Annotated in this window: 11 protein-coding genes; 6 read left to right on the forward strand and 5 right to left on the reverse strand. The window is 30.9% G+C overall.

Annotated features, from left to right (window positions below):
• Positions 1-4 precede the first annotated feature (4 nt).
• Positions 5-244, reverse strand: coding sequence for an acyl carrier protein (locus C4S75_RS00120; protein WP_055424989.1), 240 nt, complete (start codon positions 242-244; stop codon positions 5-7).
• Between the two features lie 235 nt (positions 245-479).
• Positions 480-1,256, reverse strand: a complete 777-nt coding sequence (locus C4S75_RS00125; RefSeq protein WP_105296291.1) for an HAD-IIB family hydrolase — start codon at positions 1,254-1,256, stop codon at positions 480-482.
• A gap of 81 nt (positions 1,257-1,337) precedes the next feature.
• On the opposite strand from C4S75_RS00125, the gene C4S75_RS00130 reads away from it, so the two are divergent.
• Positions 1,338-2,033: a ribonuclease H-like domain-containing protein gene (locus C4S75_RS00130; protein WP_105296292.1), complete on the forward strand. Its 696-nt coding sequence runs from the start codon at positions 1,338-1,340 to the stop codon at positions 2,031-2,033.
• Between the two features lie 6 nt (positions 2,034-2,039).
• On the opposite strand, the gene C4S75_RS00135 is transcribed toward C4S75_RS00130, so the two are convergent.
• The 3 genes from C4S75_RS00135 to C4S75_RS00145 all read right to left on the reverse strand — a co-directional run bounded on the left by C4S75_RS00135 (position 2,040) and on the right by C4S75_RS00145 (position 10,935).
• A complete protein-coding gene (locus C4S75_RS00135; RefSeq protein WP_255410550.1) occupies positions 2,040-3,824 on the reverse strand; it encodes an LTA synthase family protein in 1,785 nt (594 codons plus the stop codon).
• Between the two features lie 778 nt (positions 3,825-4,602).
• Entirely contained in the window at positions 4,603-5,103 is a 501-nt protein-coding gene (locus C4S75_RS00140; RefSeq protein ID WP_105296589.1) for a hypothetical protein, read from the reverse strand.
• A 48-nt stretch (positions 5,104-5,151) separates the two neighbouring features.
• Positions 5,152-10,935: a hypothetical protein gene (locus tag C4S75_RS00145; RefSeq protein WP_105296294.1), complete on the reverse strand. Its 5,784-nt coding sequence runs from the start codon at positions 10,933-10,935 to the stop codon at positions 5,152-5,154.
• Positions 10,936-11,693: 758 nt separating this feature from the next.
• On the opposite strand from C4S75_RS00145, the gene C4S75_RS00155 reads away from it, so the two are divergent.
• From C4S75_RS00155 to C4S75_RS00175, 5 genes are all read left to right on the forward strand, one after another.
• Positions 11,694-12,569 (forward strand): aspartate carbamoyltransferase catalytic subunit, encoded by an 876-nt coding sequence (locus tag C4S75_RS00155; RefSeq protein ID WP_105296296.1) that lies wholly within the window; start codon positions 11,694-11,696, stop codon positions 12,567-12,569.
• Positions 12,570-12,603: 34 nt separating this feature from the next.
• A complete protein-coding gene (locus C4S75_RS00160) occupies positions 12,604-13,677 on the forward strand; it encodes a carbamoyl phosphate synthase small subunit (RefSeq protein ID WP_105296297.1) in 1,074 nt (357 codons plus the stop codon).
• A gap of 132 nt (positions 13,678-13,809) precedes the next feature.
• The gene (gene carB, locus C4S75_RS00165; RefSeq protein WP_105296298.1) at positions 13,810-16,986 is read left to right on the forward strand and encodes a carbamoyl-phosphate synthase large subunit; all 3,177 of its coding nucleotides are present in this window, start codon (positions 13,810-13,812) and stop codon (positions 16,984-16,986) included.
• 326 nt (positions 16,987-17,312) lie between these two features.
• Positions 17,313-17,726, forward strand: a complete 414-nt coding sequence (locus tag C4S75_RS00170) for a DoxX family protein (protein WP_185116728.1) — start codon at positions 17,313-17,315, stop codon at positions 17,724-17,726.
• A gap of 56 nt (positions 17,727-17,782) precedes the next feature.
• Positions 17,783-18,427 carry a carbonic anhydrase gene (locus C4S75_RS00175; protein WP_105296299.1) on the forward strand — a complete coding sequence of 215 codons (645 nt, stop codon included), beginning with the start codon at positions 17,783-17,785 and terminating at the stop codon, positions 18,425-18,427.
• Positions 18,428-18,552 lie beyond the last annotated feature (125 nt).

An 18,552-nucleotide genomic window follows, 5' to 3' on the forward strand; every position in this document is an offset into this window, starting at 1 on the left:
TAAATTATTGTTTGTTTACTTCTTCAATATAAGAAATGGCTTGACCAACTGTTGAAATCTTTTCTGCTTGATCATCAGGTATTTGAATATCAAATTCCTTTTCAAACTCCATGATTAATTCTACTGTGTCTAATGAATCTGCCCCCAAGTCATTTGTAAAACTTGCTTCTGGTGTAACTTCGCTTTCATCTACTCCTAGTTTATCTACGATGATAGCTTTTACTCTTGATGTAATGTCAGACATAACCTTTTATTTTTTTATTATAGTTCAGTCGGCAAATATAAAAATTTTTTTACTATAATAATATTTTTTAATACTTTTTGATTGAAATGCTCATTCTTCAAAGAATTTATTTCAATTTTATTAACCTTAAAATCAACACATTAAAATACATTTAAATAGGACTATAAATTATTAATAATTTTTATGTTTTTCTGTCATATTTTATTAAATTATAGTTAGCAATTACAATAAAGTATCATTTAAAAAATTTTCTTTCAATGTAATTTAGCGAATCATAAACTCCTTTTCCATACTTATATGAAGAAATATAATTTGCTTTTTCTTGTAAAGATTTTACGGCATTGTTTACTGCACATCCAAAAAAGGAATTTGTAATCATTTCCAAATCATTATAGGAATCGCCAAATGAAAATATTCTACTTTCCGTATTTTTTACTATCTCTTGTACCGCTAAATATTTATTTATATTTGAAGAAAAAATTTCTATGTAAGAATTTGATGAAGTAGTTATGTGAACCTCTTTAAGATTATTTTTTAAATCTTTGATTACATCTTTTAAATTTTTTTCTTCAACAATTACTATTTTTAATACCTCTTGAAAATTATAATCTTTTAAAGGCAATGCCTGATGATTAACTCCTTTTACCTCTTTGTAGTAAACTTCTGTTTCTAAAGATGAAGCATACCAAGCATCTTCTGTGTAAAACCATAAGTTTAAATATTGCTGCTTGACTTGCAAAAAATATTTTATGATATCAAGAGATGTGGGATAGGTTTTAAATGTCTTGTTTTTATATAAAATATGTGCTCCGTTTAATGCAATTATATAATCAAGGATAAGGTCTTCCGGTGAATACATGCTTATAATTCCTTGAAAAGGGCGGCCGGATGCTAATATAACTTCACCTAATTTTAAAGCTTTTTGTAAAGCTTTAATTCCGTAAGCATCTAAGCTAGGTTTGCATGGATCAGTTAATGTTCCGTCAATATCTGTAACAAATATATTTTTCATAATATTTTACTATTTCTTAAAAATAATCAATATTATCTGAATTATAAGTTTTGATTACCTTTGAGATATTAAATATTCAGTATGTTATCTTCTATACCTTTAAAACAAATTTTATTTCTTGATTTGGAAACCGTTCCTCAATATGAAAATTGGAACGAATTATCTGAAAGAACTAAAGTTTTATGGGAGAAAAAAACTCAATTTCAAAGGAAAGAAAATGTTTCCCCGGAAGAGTATTATTATGAAAGAGCAGGAATACTTTCTGAATTTGGTAAAATTATATGTTTATCTTGTGGATTAATTATCGAGGATAAAAAAATTCGTATTAAAAGTTTTTATGGTGATCACGAAGAAAAAATATTAATAGAATTTAATGAATTATTAAAATCAAATTATTTTAAATCCAATTTAATTTTATGTGCTCATAACGGTAAAGAATTTGATTTTCCTTATCTCGCCCGGCGAATGGTGATTCATCAAATAGAGCTGCCTAAAATTTTAAGATTGCACGGTAAAAAACCATGGGAAATTCAACATCTTGATACTATGGACTTGTGGAAATTCGGAGATTATAAACACTATACATCCCTGGATTTATTATCTCATGTTTTTGGATTGCCTTCTCCTAAAGATGACATGAATGGCAGTGAGGTATCTGAAGTATATTATAAAGATAAAAATTTAGAACGTATAAAAACATATTGTGAAAATGATGTGATTACACTTATAAATGTATTTCGTAAAATGAGATATGAATCGGTTCTTGAAAGAGAATAAATTTGTTTATTTATTTTCAACCCGTAATTTATTGTTTTGCAAAAAATAGAAACATGTCTGATAATTAGCTATTGCTTCATCAGCTATAGAAGTATCAATGGATTTTGATTTTTTCATTTGAGTTCCTTCTATCACATTATATTGTTCAATTTTTTGGTTAGGTGATAAAACAATTAATTTATTATCTTTTAAATATCCTAATTTCTGATAGGTTGCGATTAATGCTCGTGGTTGATAAGTAGAGTCAAATACATCTTGCCCATAAAAACGTGATGAATAGGAAAAATGTAATTTTCCAAAAAGTGTAGGCATAAGATCAATTTGGGAAACCAGTTTAGAAAACTTTTCCGGTTTAATAAATCCCGGAGAATATATAATTGCAGGTATTTTGTATTTATCCAAAGGTATATCTTCTTTACCCGCACTTGATGCACAGTGATCTGCTACAAATACGAATATTGTATTGGAAAACCAAGGACGTTTTTTTGCTTCTTCGATAAATCTACCAATAGCATAATCCGTATATTTTACTCCTCCTTCTCTGGATTTACTGGTATTAGATATATCTATTTTCCCTGAGGGATAGGTAAATGGCCTGTGATTACTTACTGTCATAATGTGTCCGAAAAAGGGAGACTTATGTTTACTATTTTCATCAAATACATGGATTGCTTTCATAAACATATCTTCGTCACAAACTCCCCATATATTAGCAAAAGTTATCTCATCTTTTTTAAAAGAACTTCTATCTATAACATTATACCCATTTCCTTCAAAAAAAGTATTCATATTATCAAAATATCCATATCCACCATAAAAATATTGAACCGTATATCCTCTGCGTTTGAATAAATACCCAGTAGAAAACATATGATCATTGTTATTTCTTTTTATTAAGCTTTCACCGGGTGATGGAGGGATACATAGGGTAACAGACTCTAAACCTCTAACGGTTCTATTTCCGGTAGCATACATATCAGTAAAAAAAAGTCCTTCTTTTGCCAATTTATCTAAGTTTGGTGTCAAATGTTGAGTATTTCCAAATTCCTTTAGAAAACCGGCACTCATACTTTCTATGGTTACAAGAATAACGTTTTTATGAAGTTCCGGAAGAGTATCCTTTATAATTTTGGTATTATTATTTACAGACCATTCATTATCATAAATTTTATTAATTAGTGAAAATGCTTTTTGTAAGGGCAATTTTGCATAAAATTTATCATAATTTAAGGAACTGTCGCTATATGCATTACAAAATCGAACTAATCCATTTGCTTGTAATTCATTTACAAAGGCATTATCTGAATTTTCATACTTTTCATTTACTTTTAAAAGAAAAATCGCACCGATAAATAGTATTATATAAACTATACTGTTTATTAATTTTATTTTAAAATTAGGTAAATCTTCAAAATAATTTTTGGATTTTTTGAGATAAAATATGGTAATCAATACTGAGATTACTATTAATGCAGAAAACATGGGAATAATGGGATAGGATTCTAAAATATTCCCGATTACCTCATTGGTATATATTAAATAGTCAACAGCTATAAAATTATATCTTACCCCGAATTCATTCCAAAATAAAAATTCACTGATTACATTGAAATTAATTAAAAAAATGTATAAAAAGAAAATAAAAAAGTATATGCAATAACGCCATGTTTGCCTTATTTTAGGGATCAATAGTAATATTATATATGATGAAGCTTTTATTAGTACAAATGTTTTTATTATTTTAGGAACGGCACTTCCATAATCATCAAAAACCGTTTTAAAAAGAAACAAATAACCAATTAAAATCAAAAAAAGACATAATATAAAGTATTTTAAAGGTGATTTAAATTTTGAATCGGTAATGAAGATTAGATGTATCCAAAAAAAAACAAAAATTAAAATTGATACACAAAAATCATTAAGTAGACCAACAGAAAATATTTTTAAATAGTCAATAAATGAAAAATTTGAATCAGTAACAGGTGAAAAGAGGAGAACAATTCTTAAGATTAAACCAACTATTATGTAAAAACTTGAAATCTTTATAAATGGCGCTACTAACTTTTTCATTAATTATTTATCGTATTATCTTTAGTTTATTTGTTATTTATTAAATGAAACGTATTAATTTTTTTTATACTATTTAAAATAACGAAAAAAAATTATCAATAGTACAATCAACTAATAATTATTATTTTTTCTCAATTATTGTAAATAATCAAATATATAAAATTATTATAATCCACAACTTGTTTGAAAAATTTTTATGGAATTTTTAAATTTTAATTTAATCATTGCTTGAATTATTTATTTAATTATTAAGCTTATTTTTAAAAATATCTTTTTAGAACTTTTTTCTTTACTGATTAATATTCTCTATTACTATAATTATAAAATTCATTAAATAAAAAAGGGTAAATTAATTTACCCTTTTTTATCAATTAAATTTATCCATTTTATGGATTAATAAATGGTTTATTCTTCTATTCTAAAAAGAAATCTAGAGAATGAAAAAATTTAAATCTTATTATATAAAATATACTTAACATTTATCCACAAAAATTTTCTTTTACTTCCAATAATTCCATTGTAAACCATCAAAAATCGCTATACATTGACTTGCTGTATCATAACAAATCATTCCCGGATGTGGACTTTTTACATTTAAATGAGGATCGGAAATTTTTGGTAAAATTAAAGCTTTATCGACCGCCTCTAAGACTAATACTCCTTCCGGTGTTGAACTCGTATAATCTCCGATGACAACCCCATTTCCTTTTTCATCAGAATCATTAAACTTTACATTGGAAATACTACCTGTACCGGTTAAATCCATCCAACTATCATTTACTTTCACTTTAACTACTGCATCTTCTTTATCCATTATAAAAGTTCCATCAACCGCTTTCTCCGGTAACATTTCAACGATAGGCAATAGTATACCTTTAGTAGTCCCTTGACTAAAATCTAAAATTCCACCTTTATCCACCTTCTTTTTACCAATAGCAACTTGCGCGTTTGAAGTTATTGTCAGAAGCAATATAAATAAGATCAATATTTTATTTTTCATATCATTTTTCATTTTTGTGAGTTATTTTCAATTTTGCTTGTCAAAAAATTATTGAGGACAAGTTCTTTCTATACAATGCCACTCCTCACCATTATACAATTTAATACATTTATCCTTAGTATCATATATAACCATTCCTTCAACTAGTTTTTCCTGAGGAATTAAGTCAGAACTTGTTCTTGTAATTACAAAACCTTTATTTTTTGATTCCAAAACTATAAATCCATTGTAGATATTAAAAGGCCATCCTTTCAACTCTTTTTCAAGAGTGGTAATTCCTATTTTAGAAACTTCAGTTGAAGGTTCCAGATTAGGATCTAATGTACAAAATGGAACAGGTGTACAGAATGAAACCAAAACAAAGTTGTTACCGTCTATATCAATGGAGGCACAATCAATTTCGGAAGATGTCATCATATCTATATTTATTTCCATTTCCGTAAAATTATTAGGCAGAATTTCAGGCGCTTTAATTTTAAAGCTTAACGTATGATTTCCATTCGGTAAGCTAAAGTCTTCTATTTCGAACTCATTATCTTCAATATCTTCTGTGTTAATTGTACCGTCCGTCATAATAAATGAAGATTTTAAACTTCCTTTAACATATTTAAAACCTTCACTAAATGATGCATTTAAGGTTACATTATTCAATAAAGAATTAGGATTGTTTATATCCATTGTAACTAAAATGGTTTCGTCTTCTGCAATGCAAGTTTTATCAACTCTAAGATCGCTTATTATAACCGGACTAGGCAAACCTGCTGCAACTGCATTTACAGTGGTATTACCACAACCATCTATAACATCACAACTTTCATAGGATACATTTTCATTATTACGATTTAAATATTTTATAGAAGCCCTTGTGAAATAGGATGTTGTTTTATCTTCTGTGAATTTTGCTCTTGCCGTAATAATAGTTGTAGTCCCACCGGGAACTTTTATTCCTTTTATTGAAAGCAAATCACTGTCTCCATATTCTTTAGTTTCAGTAGTAAACTCTCCGTCTTCAATATTTAAAGATTCTTTCACCCACTGCATACCTTGCGGTAGTTGATCTGTTAATTCTATTATTTTGGATTCGCAATTGGTATTCATGATTTTAAATATAAAAGGCACCTCTTCACAGGTAAGGGTGGATTCAGCAACTTTAAGCGTAAATGCTAGACCATCTTCATTAACTTCCACCGGCTTTGGACAATATAGCTTTACAGCTCCAATACCTATCATTTGTGATCCCGTCGCAGGACGTCTATTATAATGAACTTTATACTCAATAACTATCTTCTCGACAGCTACGGAAAAATCTACTAAAACTTTTCCTCTGGCAGCAGTATATCCTGAAGACCTATAACCACCCGTAGCTTTTGCTTTTGCTATATTCTTATCAATAGTATAAGAACTTTTCTTTTTAGGAGCTACGTACATAAGCTTTGGTTTAACAATTCCACCTCCGCAAATTCCGTAAACATTAATTTCATCTGACCTATACGCTTGGGTATCAACATCAAATATTTCAAACATTGCAGCAGCAGCTCCTCCGGTAAATGAAATGGTAGTAGTGATAGGTTCTTTATCTTTATCGAAATTTCCATATCGGTAAAATTGCAAGGTTTTACCACTTCTTCTCGGGTACTTATATCGTAGAACTTTGCCCGGATCTGAAATATTAATATTGGCATAGAAATCATCTCCTAAATCAACCGTTTTATCTAGCTGGCCATTATTTGCCGCTCCCTTCCAAATTTGGGGTAGATCAATGGTTTTATATCCGCTGAAGCTGCAATTCGTACAAACTCCATCTGACTTAACAGCCCCAAAGGTAAAATAGGTAGTATCTTCTGTAAATTTATAATTAAATTGAACTTTGTTATCTATCCATTCGCCGGGTATAGTATAAGCCCAATTTTCATTTTTAATATCATCATCAGAATTAGCAATTAATAAATAAACCCTATAATTTTGATTAAAAACGAATTCATCTGCAGACTCATCAGCTGATAAAATAACCGATTGTTCATCTAAATTGGTTTTATTTACTAACCATATTCGATTCATTCTTCTATCTAATCCTCCACAAATAGATTGTGATAGCTCACTTAAATCTGTAGTACCGGTATCTCCGTTATGTCCCCAAAATAATCCACTTAGATCATTTTTTAATACAGACTTTTGCCCTTGTCCACATTCGGTACTTTCACCGGCTTGAATAGTTACAATTGACTGAACATCAGTAGATCGAGCTTTATTAACAAATATATTTGAATTATCATCACGTACTAAACCGGCTACATTTCTATGATAGTTAGAATAAGGCTGTGTTGATCCTTTCCAAACTTTAGTTTTAATGTCTGATAATATGTAATCAGTCGGTTGTTTTTGTAATTGCACTATTTCCTCACCCATAGTTATAGACTTAGTTGTATACAAAGTAATAGCATATTTCATTGCTAAATAGGTTTGTATACGAACTTTTTCATTCTTACTTAACTTTCTTTCATAAAAAAACAATTCTGAAATTAATCCATCAAAAAGCCCGGAATTCAAACTCGCTGCACCTATAGTTCCTCCACTAGCCATTAAGAAATCCGAACCAAAGTTAGATTCCGGCCTGGATAATGTATCAACAATACCTCCAAAATCATGTTCGATTAAAGGAAATTTCGGATCTATACCTTTATAAGCTTTACTAAGCCTGGTCATATGCAAGGCTGTAGCTCCAAATTCAAATCCTTTTACTGTACCTTGAGTTATAGCTATGGAAGTTGCTATTCTTCCTGTTCCATAATTTGGACTGAAACCTACCGCCGGGTGTCTGGTTTTCACCGTAACTGGATCCAATCCACCAAAGCCGTGGGTATAGGTTCTAACAGTTGATGGAGACGCGAAGCTATTATAAATGATAAAAGAAGTGCTATGTTCCGGCGCATTAGTACTCATAGGCCCCTTATTTATAGCAAGTGCGGAATTTTGACTAAAATATATGCTTGGAAAGAAATTCATTTTACTATTACATGAATCATATACCGGCGCTACTTTATATTTATTATCTACTAGTGAAAAATAATAATCGTTTTCATTAACGGTTTGGTCTTTCCAAATCAATAAATTAGAACTTTCCCCATCAAACACTAAACTATTTTTATCATCTGCTTTTAACCACAATCTTAATCCATTCAATACTCCCCCAGGTGCAAATCCGTATAAAGCATAACTTATATAATCTCCATCATTAATTTCAACATTTTTGGCAACTTTATTTTCCACCACATAAAATCTGGTGTTTTGGGGCTCAAATTTTCCATCAGGTGAAACTAACAAAATCTTTGCCGTCAAACTTGGTTGTATGTTTACTACATAGGAATCGGATCCTGATGTCTGTGCTTTTAAAGTCACCTGATTTCTGTAATCGATTCTAAATGGCAATTTACCGTTCGCATAAGCAGTGCCTTCAAGATAATTATAATCTAATAAATAATCTTCTAATCCATTAGAACCTAACATCAAATAATCTTTGTTTTTCAAGGTCCCGTTACCTAACTTATTCATATCTGCGACTTCATTACCAACAAAAATGGTCATAAGGTCTCTATCATAACTTACAGATTGCTTTTGATATAAATCAGAACTATCATCTCTGGCTATACCAAAAATATCATGATTAAATCCTGCATTTATTTTACCATCCCAAACTTTGTTCCCATAAGAGTCATAATAATCCGGTTCAGATTCACTATGTAATGTAATTCCATATTTAATCGCTAAATAAGAATTAATTCTATTAAAATCTTTGGAATCTATGGGTGTTCCTTTATTTCCGGAAAGAACAATTATTTCCTGAACATTACCTACAAAAGGATTGAAATTATTTAAAGTTTTACTATAGATTTGTCGAGCTCCGATAAGACTTATCGCCGGAATTTTATTTTCCATAGCATATCCGTAAAATGAATTGGAAATACCATTGAATATGATTCGTTGTGCAACATATTTATCATTGGTACGCTCCACTGCTACTACTCCGTACGTTTTATTTATACTATTGGAATGTGTTTGAACAGTATTAGACGGATTATACCCATTAGTTAATGCAGGATTCCCTAAATTCCACCCTTGGTTGTTATCATTATTGGTATTACTATAATTACTGTTTAAAGCATATAATACCGATAATCCGCTTGTATTTATTTCAGATACATAGAATATGTAGTAAGATTTATCTGAACTATAAAAACTTGGTGCAGTTAATACCGGAATTGTAGAATTTGACTGACCGGTATTAGTAAATTGCAAATGTGAATGATAATTCATTAATCCTTTTTGATTACGAATAATTGGTCCTTTAAACTCTTTAGCATCAGTAATGACCGAGTGGTCTCGTTTATATACTGAAATATCATGCCAAGTACTAATTTCAGTACTATCTTCTTCAGTGCTTGGTATATCATCAGCTCGTAACCAAAGTTCTGTTAGTAAATTTACACCTCCCGGATTAGGTCGCCCACTGGTAAAAGAAACGTAATCATCATTCTCTATCTCAACTCCTTTAACGATTCCGTCATTAACAGGATAAATACGAGTTTTTGACGGATCAAACGTTTCTACAGAACTAACAATAACATATTTAGCATCAACATTTAATTTCATGTTGACAGTTAGACTTTTAGTTCCAGTAACCTTCGTTTTCAAGGTTCTTTTTAATTTAAAAAATATATCTTCATTTAATATGCTATTAGAATATTTTTCTCCTTGCAAATGTTCATACCGTTCTACACCAATCTCATCATTAGATCCAAACATCAAAAAAGTGTTATTGGTTAGAGTTCCATTATTGTTATCATTTAATTCTGTTAATTCATCTCCAACATAAGCGGTTAAAGTTGATAAATCATAATTAGTTGATTGTTTTTGATATAATCCGTATTGATCATCTCTTCCTAAACCAAATACATGGTTTTGATAGGACATGAAATTTTCTCCGTCCCAAATTTTTTCACCTTTTGAATTAACATAATTTGGAAATGTTATATCGTCAGCTGATTCTAAAGAAATACCATATTTAACGGATAAATAAGAATTAATTTTTTGTAAATCCATATCTGATAAATAGGTATTTTTGGGGGCAGATAATACAATTATCTCTTGTATATCTCCCTCAAATGAATTGGCAGATGTTGTAGCAGAAGCTCCAACCAAACTCTGTCCGTCTCCCAGCCTTATAGAATAAGATCTTAAAGTGTTTTCGGGAATAGAGTTAAAATAAAGCATCTGGGTTAAAGTTGTACTGTTTGGACGAATTATCCCGACTATACCATAATTTTTACCTTGACTGATTTTACTTCTATAAGTTGCGCCCGCTGTAGTAAAATATGGGATTCCCGTATACCATCCCGAATAATTATTTCTCGTGGCATTTAATGTATAAACGTAAGATATCCCTGTTGTTTTTTCTAATTTTGATACATAAAATACATAATACGCTTTATTTGCAGATATTTTCAAATCCGGCCCTGCTAGAAAGGCTCTTGATCTTGGCGCAAAATACATAGACGGTTGAAAATTCATTAAATCCCCTGTTTTTTTATAGACCGGCAATAAATTATTAAATTTCTTATGATCTCTTCCATTACCGGATACATCCTTCCATAAATCCACCGTTTGATTATCCTCCAATGAGCCGACTCCCCCTTCTTGAGGTCGGTCTGCTTTTAACCATAACTCTACATTGCTATCAAACCCACCGGGACTTTGTCCCAACAAAAGCACGGGTATTACAAAATAAAATAAAAATGAATAATAAGTAATTGATCCATAATTAGCTTTTCTTTTCATATAATTTAGTTTTTTATACAGTTATAATTCTATTGAATTAAATAGAATTTTAGCCATACATCAATTCATCATAGTAATATATTTTAAATAATTATTTAGGGCTTAATTTATCTTCTATAATAAACAATGATCTATTATTTATTATCTGCAAAGAATAAAAATGATATTAACAATATATTATCTAATCAATTGTAATGTATGTTTTTTAACCTGCAAATGTAACAAAGTATTAACAAAGAAAATAAGCATTATACACATTAAATGTACATTATATCTCATTTAAAATTATAAGTAGTTAATTTTAAATATCTTAGTTTTTAACGCTTATTTAATATTTTTTTAAACTAATTTTAAAATATGAGGTATATAAATTTTTATTTTGCTTTAGAAACATATATATTTTGAATAAATAAAAATTTAAATTGCACAATCAAAAAAAACAACTTATCTTTGTAGGATTTTAAAAAATCGATTTAATAAAAAAAACAGTTTGTATAATCACACTAATTAAATCTTTTGAATAACTCTGAATCATTACCTAAAATAATAAACAAAAAAGGAAGAATTACTTTTTATAAAAAGTTTATCCCTCTACTATTCCAGATTCAGGGCAAGAAATCATCTTTAGAAGATACCGGAAATATTTTTTTTAAATATTCATTTAAAACATCTTATTATTTAAGATGTTTTTTTTTATTTTTAAATAGCAATAATAAAAATTACACTATTATAACACCAATTAAACTAATATACAAATAATGAATCATTTTATCACTTTAGAAAATCTTGATCTAAGTTTGATTGAGGAATTAGTGGATGATGCGATAAGCTTTAAAAAGAAAAAAGCTTTTCCAAATCTATCTAATCATTATATATCCAACCTGTTTTTCGAGAATAGTACTCGAACCAAACTCAGCTTTGAAATGGCTGAGAAAAAAACAGGAATGGAAATTATATATTTTGATGCAGAAAGTTCAAGTGTTAAAAAAGGTGAAACTCTTTATGATACTGTTAAAACTTTAAATTCCATAGGGGTTGAATGTTTTGTTATAAGACACATGCAAGATAGATTTTATGATGATTTAATTACAAAAATCGATGTGCCCATCATTAATGCCGGAGATGGTTGCGGAGACCACCCCACCCAATCTTTATTGGATTTAGTAACCATATATGAGGAATTCGGTACTTTTAGAGATCTGAATATAGTAATTGTTGGCGATGTGATACATAGCAGAGTAGCTCATTCAGATGCTAAAATTTTAAAAAGACTGGGATCTTCTATAACATTTGCGACTCCGGAATTTTGGAGAGATTCCAGTATGACTATGGGAACCTATGCTTCTCTTGATTCAGTAATACAAGATGCAGACGTTGTGATGCTATTAAGGAATCAAAACGAAAGACATGCGAAACAATATGACGAAAAAAATTTTTTAGAATTATATGGATTAACAAAACAGAGAGCCGATAAAATGAAATCCTCGGCAATCATTATGCATCCGGCACCTATTAACCGTAATGTTGAGATTGATGAGGATCTTATCGAATCTTCAAAATCAAGAATATTTACGCAGATGACGAATGGAGTTTTTGCCAGAATTGCTGTGCTTAACTATGTTTTTAATTCATAACCATATTCAAACCACTATAATAAATTAACAACCCTTGAAAAGAAAATTAGTATTAGAAAACGGATTAGTATTTAATGGCGAAGGCTTTGGGAGTGACCAATTCACAATCGGTGAAGTTGTTTTTACCACAGGAATGACCGGCTACCAAGAAACCTTATCAGATCCTTCCTTCCACAAACAAATTATTGTTTTCACCTATCCATTAATAGGGAATTATGGAATTAATTCCAGCGATTTTGAATCCCTTAATTCTTTTGTAGGTGGAATTATCGTTCATGAATACGCTGAAACAGAATCTCACTGGAAAAGCCAAATGAACATCGATTCTTTTTTGAAAAAACAAAATATTCCCGGTTTAAGCGGTATTGATACCCGCGCCTTGGTAAAAACCATACGAACCAAAGGCAGTATGAAAGGTAAATTCTGTGATGAAAATGAAAACATTGATGAAGTAATTAAATCTTTACAAGAGACCAAGTTAGGACATCACGTTCCCGAAGTATCTACACCAAGAGCCTATAGTGCTCCTGCAGAAGGACACAGAATTGTATTGATAGATTATGGAATGAAAAAAAGCATTTTAAAAGAATTATGCTTACGAAATTGTGATGTAGTGGTAGTACCTTATAATACAGATTCAAGCTCTATATTAGAACTAAACCCCGATGGAATTATGCTCTCCAATGGTCCCGGTAATCCGGAAGAATTAACCGAATCTATAAATACTATAAAAGAATTGAGCGGTAAAGCCCCGATATTCGGAATTTGCTTAGGTCACCAATTATATGCTCTTGCACATGGAGCTAAAACTTTTAAGATGTTATTCGGACACAGAGGTGCCAACCATCCGGTAAAAGAACTTGCCACTAACAGAGTGTATATAACTTCTCAAAATCACGGATATGTAGTTGATGAAGAATCTTTACAAAACACAACTTTAGAAGTAACGCATCGAGCTTTAAATGACGGAACTATAGAAGGATTACAGGATAAAAAGAATAGGGCATTTACTGTCCAATACCATCCCGAATCCAGTCCGGGGCCTCATGATAACGAATATTTATTTAACCGCTTTATGTCTATGGTAGAAGAGTTTAAAAATAAATAATAAAATTCTTTATATCCGAATAGTTAAGCACTATCGAATTATTACTAGGTTAAAAAGGATTAATGTAAAAGAATTAGTAAAAATTCATATAAACTGAAGTCATTACTTCAAACTAAAAATTAAAAAAACAACATGCCAAAACGCACAGATATAAATAAAATTCTTGTAATAGGTTCAGGACCTATCATTATCGGACAAGCTGCTGAATTCGATTATGCGGGAACCCAGGCTTGTCTGGCTCTTAAGGAAGAAGGATACAAAGTCGTTCTTGTTAATTCGAATCCTGCAACGATCATGACCGATAAAGAAATTGCCGATAAGGTATACATGGAACCGTTAACATTAGATTTTCTTCAACAAATTATTGCATTAGAGCGTCCCGATGCGTTGTTACCATCTTTGGGAGGACAGACCGGACTTAATCTTGCCGTTGAATTAGCTAAAGCAGGTACTCTAGCCCAATATGATGTTGAAATTATCGGAACCAAATTATCTTCCATTGAGCAGGCCGAAGACAGAGATTTGTTCAAACAATTAATGGAAAACATTAATGAACCTATTGCAGAAAGTATAATTGTTAATGACGTGGAGTCATCGGTGGAATTCGCTAATCAAATTGGTTATCCGATAATTGTTAGACCTGCTTTTACTCTGGGAGGCACCGGAGGTGGAATAGCAGAAAATGAAACCGAACTAAGGGAAATTACTGATTCCGGATTAAAATACAGTCCGGTTCATCAATGTCTTATAGAGAAAAGTATTGCCGGATATAAGGAAATTGAGTATGAAGTAATGAGGGATGCCAATGACAATGCCATAGTAGTTTGTAATATGGAAAATTTTGATCCGGTTGGAATACATACCGGAGATTCCATTGTTTTCGCTCCTAGTCAAACATTAGCAGATCAAGAATATCAATTACTTAGAAATTCTGCATTAAAAATAATCCGCGCTTTAAAAATTGAAGGAGGTTGTAATGTTCAATTTGCTTTAGATCCTTCTAGTAGAGATTATATAGTCATCGAAGTAAACCCAAGAGTTAGCCGTTCGTCTGCATTGGCCTCTAAAGCTACCGGATATCCGATTGCAAAATTGGCGGCTAAAATTGCGGTAGGATTAACTCTGGACGAAATGAAAAATCCGGTAACTAATACTACTTATGCTTGTTTTGAACCTTCGCTGGATTATGTTGTTGCCAAAATCCCTCGATGGCCTTTTGATAAATTTCAAAGTGCCAACAGGCATCTAGGAACTCAGATGAAAGCCACCGGTGAAGTTATGGCTATAGGAACTTCAATTGAAGAATCATTATTAAAGGCTGTACAATCTTTGGAAATAGGTTGTTTGCATTTAACTAAAAAAGATATGACGCCGTATGATCCTACGACATTGGAAAAGAGACTTAAAAATGCCGATGATGAACGTCTGTTTTTAATTGCCGAAGCTTTACGAAACGGTGTAAGTATTCAAAAAATACATGAAATAACCAAGATAGACCTATTCTTCCTGGCTAAAATATTACATATCATCAATATTGAAAATGAAGTAAAAGAAAAACCAAAAAATATTGAGGTTTTAGCAAAAGCCAAAAAATACGGATTTTCTGATTGGGAAATTGCCCAATTATGGAGCATGGAAGAAAAGCAAGTGTATTCTTTGAGAAAGGAAAACTCTATTATTCCGGTGTATAAAATGGTCGATACGTGTGCTGCTGAATTTATATCCACAACCCCATATTTTTACAGTACTTACGGTATTGAAAATGAATCGGTTCGTTCTGATAAGAAAAAAGTGATTGTATTAGGTTCCGGACCTATACGAATCGGACAAGGGGTGGAATTTGATTATGCTACCGTACACAGTGTTTTAGCCCTTAAAGAGTCAGGATATGAAGCTATTATCATCAACAGCAATCCGGAAACCGTTTCTACAGATTTCAGCATTTCTGATAAACTTTATTTTGAACCTCTAACCAGAGAATCCATCACTTCTATTATAGATTTAGAAAAACCGGACGGTGTTTTAGTTCAATTTGGTGGTCAAACGGCCATTAACTTGGCTCAAGCTGCCATAGATGCCGGAGCAAAAATATTGGGTACTACGCTCGAAGATATAGATCGAGCTGAAGACCGTAAAAAATTCGAAGAACAATTAAACGAATTAAATATCGCTCGTCCTAAAGGCGATACGGTATTTACATTAGAAGAGGCCTTACATGTAGCTAATTCCATTGGATATCCGGTCGTTATTCGTCCTTCTTATGTTTTAGGAGGAAGAGCCATGCAAATTGTATATCAAGATTCTGAATTGGAACGATATATGAAAGAAGCGATCAATGTTCATGAGAAACAACCTATTCTAATTGATAAATATTTAATTGGAAAAGAAATTGAAGTAGATGCAATTTCGGATGGCGAAAATGTTTTTGTTCCCGGAATTATGGAACACATTGAAAAAGCCGGAGTTCATTCCGGAGATTCTATTGCTGTATATCCTTCCCAAACGTTAACAAAAGAAGAAAAAGAAGAAATTATCAGACAAACCCAAGCATTAGCCAGAGGATTTAAAATCATTGGATTAATGAATATACAGTTTGTTTTAATGAGCGGAAAAATATATGTTCTGGAAGTTAATCCGCGTTCCAGCCGAACCATTCCATTCATGAGTAAAGTAACCGGTATTCCTTTAGCAAAAATAGCAACAAAAGCTGTTTTAGGCCAATCTTTGAAAGAGCAAGGTTATGCTATGGATTGTTATTCGGAACCTCGTAATATATACATTAAAGCTCCTGTTTTTTCATTTGCTAAATTACGTTCTGTAGATATTACATTAGGCCCTGAAATGAAATCGACCGGTGAGGTTATTGGAAAAGATACTACTTATGAAAGAGCTCTTTATAAAGCTTTAAGAGCGGGTCAAATCAATATACCTATTTTAGGAAATGCCATATTCACAGTAGCAGACAAGGATAAAGCCGAGGCTCTCCCATTAGCGAAGAGATTTTATGATATAGGTTATACAATTATGGCTACCGAAGGAACTGCCAAGTATTTCCGAGATTATAACATTCCTGTTGTTGAAATTAACAAGATTGAAAGTGAGGACAACAATATTGTTAAAATTATGCAACAAGGAAAAGCTCAATTTGTTATTAATACACTTTCTAATGACGGTACGGCCCAAGAAGACGGCTTTTTAATTCGACGAAATGCTGTTGAAAACAGTGTAGCTTGTTTTACTTCTTTAGATACTACCGCCGCCGTAATTCAAGTATTAGAATCAATAGTATTTGATATTAAACCTTTTTAAATTTAAATTTTATAAAATATACCTTCAAAAAAGCCCTGTTTTTACAGGGCTTTTTTGTATATATAATTTTTCAATGTTTGTTTTTATTTCTATAATAGTATCTTTTCATATCTGATTACGACTAATATAAATACACAATATGGTAAAAGTATCGCTTATTCAAGCCCTATTTTTATCTAGTAAAACATATTTTATACCACTTAATTACGTTTATCGTAAAACTTATTGTAATACATTTTTTACTATAATAAATTTGATTTTATTTACAAAAGATACAGAATTTATGAAATAAAAAATTTATTTTTGATCAAATTTACATTATAATTATGGCTAAAGAATTGAATTCTGATCTTGGAAAACTCCTATTACGTGTTTCAATAGGTGGATTAATGGTCTTCCATGGAATCTCTAAATTATATCATGGACACGATTTTATAAAAGGAATGCTTACTTCAAAAAATTTGCCTGAATATCTCTGGCTTGGTGTTCCTTTAGGGGAAGTATTTGCTCCGATTTGTATCTTATTAGGGGTTTTTACAAGGATTTCATCCCTTTTAGTAGCATTTACTATGCTTATGACTTTTTATTTGGTGCATGGGATGGAAGGTTTTTCACTATCACAAACCGGAGGTTTAAAAGTTGAACTTAACCTATTTTATTTATTAACCTCATTAGCGCTTTTCTTCTTAGGTTCAGGAAAATATAGCGTATATAAAGGAAACAAAGGAATTATGATATAAATGATTTCTTTCAAATTTTTGTTCATTATTTTTTTTACTACTATATTAATCCATACATGAATTTTGAAAAAATATTTGCCCACAATGAAACATGGATAGCAGAAAAGTTATCTATCGATAAGGAGTATTTCCATAAGCTATCAGAAGGACAGAATCCTGAAGTTCTTTATATTGGCTGTTCTGATAGTCGGGTAGCAACAGAAGAGTTACTTGGAGCTAAACCCGGAGAAGTTTTTGTCCATAGAAATTTAGCCAATATGGTTATTAGCACAGATTTTAATGTTCAATCTGTAATAACTTATGCTATCGATCATTTAAAAGTTAAACAAATCATTGTTTGTGGACATTATTATTGTGGCGGAGTTAAAGAGGCTATGGAGGCTAAAGACCTGGGACTTTTAAATCCGTGGTTGCGAAATATCAGGGACGTTTATAGAATTCATAAAGATGAATTAAATTTAATTACCGATTCAGAGGAAAAATACAATCGGCTTATTGAATTGAATGTGGAAGAACAATGCATTAATTTAATTAAAACCGCTGCTGTACAAAAAGCTATTATTGAAAGTAATCTAAAGGTTCATGGCTGGATTTTCGACATACGATCCGGAAAATTAATTGACATGAAAATTAATTTCAAAAAGATTCTAAAAGAGATTATGGAAATATATAATCTTTATGAAGGGAAAAGTTTATTTTAATATATGAAAACAAACCAACGGGTCAATTTCCTTTTTCTACTAAATTAAAAAGTAACTTTATTTACAATAAAAACATTTATAAAAATAATGGGAGAGTTAACTATTTGCTAATCTCTCCCAAAATA

It is taken from the genome of Apibacter sp. wkB309 (genome assembly GCF_002964915.1).
Taxonomy (GTDB): Bacteria; Bacteroidota; Bacteroidia; order Flavobacteriales; family Weeksellaceae; genus Apibacter.

Excerpts from the sequence above, each read along its gene's own strand:
- C4S75_RS00120 (WP_055424989.1), bottom strand. The coding sequence starts at position 244 with ATGTCTGACATTACATCAAGAGTAAAAGCTATCATCGTAGATAAACTA.
- C4S75_RS00125 (WP_105296291.1), bottom strand. The coding sequence starts at position 1,256 with ATGAAAAATATATTTGTTACAGATATTGACGGAACATTAACTGATCCA.
- C4S75_RS00130 (WP_105296292.1), top strand. The coding sequence starts at position 1,338 with ATGTTATCTTCTATACCTTTAAAACAAATTTTATTTCTTGATTTGGAA.
- C4S75_RS00140 (WP_105296589.1), bottom strand. The coding sequence starts at position 5,103 with ATGAAAAATAAAATATTGATCTTATTTATATTGCTTCTGACAATAACT.
- C4S75_RS00145 (WP_105296294.1), bottom strand. The coding sequence starts at position 10,935 with ATGAAAAGAAAAGCTAATTATGGATCAATTACTTATTATTCATTTTTA.
- C4S75_RS00155 (WP_105296296.1), top strand. The coding sequence starts at position 11,694 with ATGAATCATTTTATCACTTTAGAAAATCTTGATCTAAGTTTGATTGAG.
- carB (WP_105296298.1), top strand. The coding sequence starts at position 13,810 with ATGCCAAAACGCACAGATATAAATAAAATTCTTGTAATAGGTTCAGGA.
- C4S75_RS00170 (WP_185116728.1), top strand. The coding sequence starts at position 17,313 with ATGGCTAAAGAATTGAATTCTGATCTTGGAAAACTCCTATTACGTGTT.
- C4S75_RS00175 (WP_105296299.1), top strand. The coding sequence starts at position 17,783 with ATGAATTTTGAAAAAATATTTGCCCACAATGAAACATGGATAGCAGAA.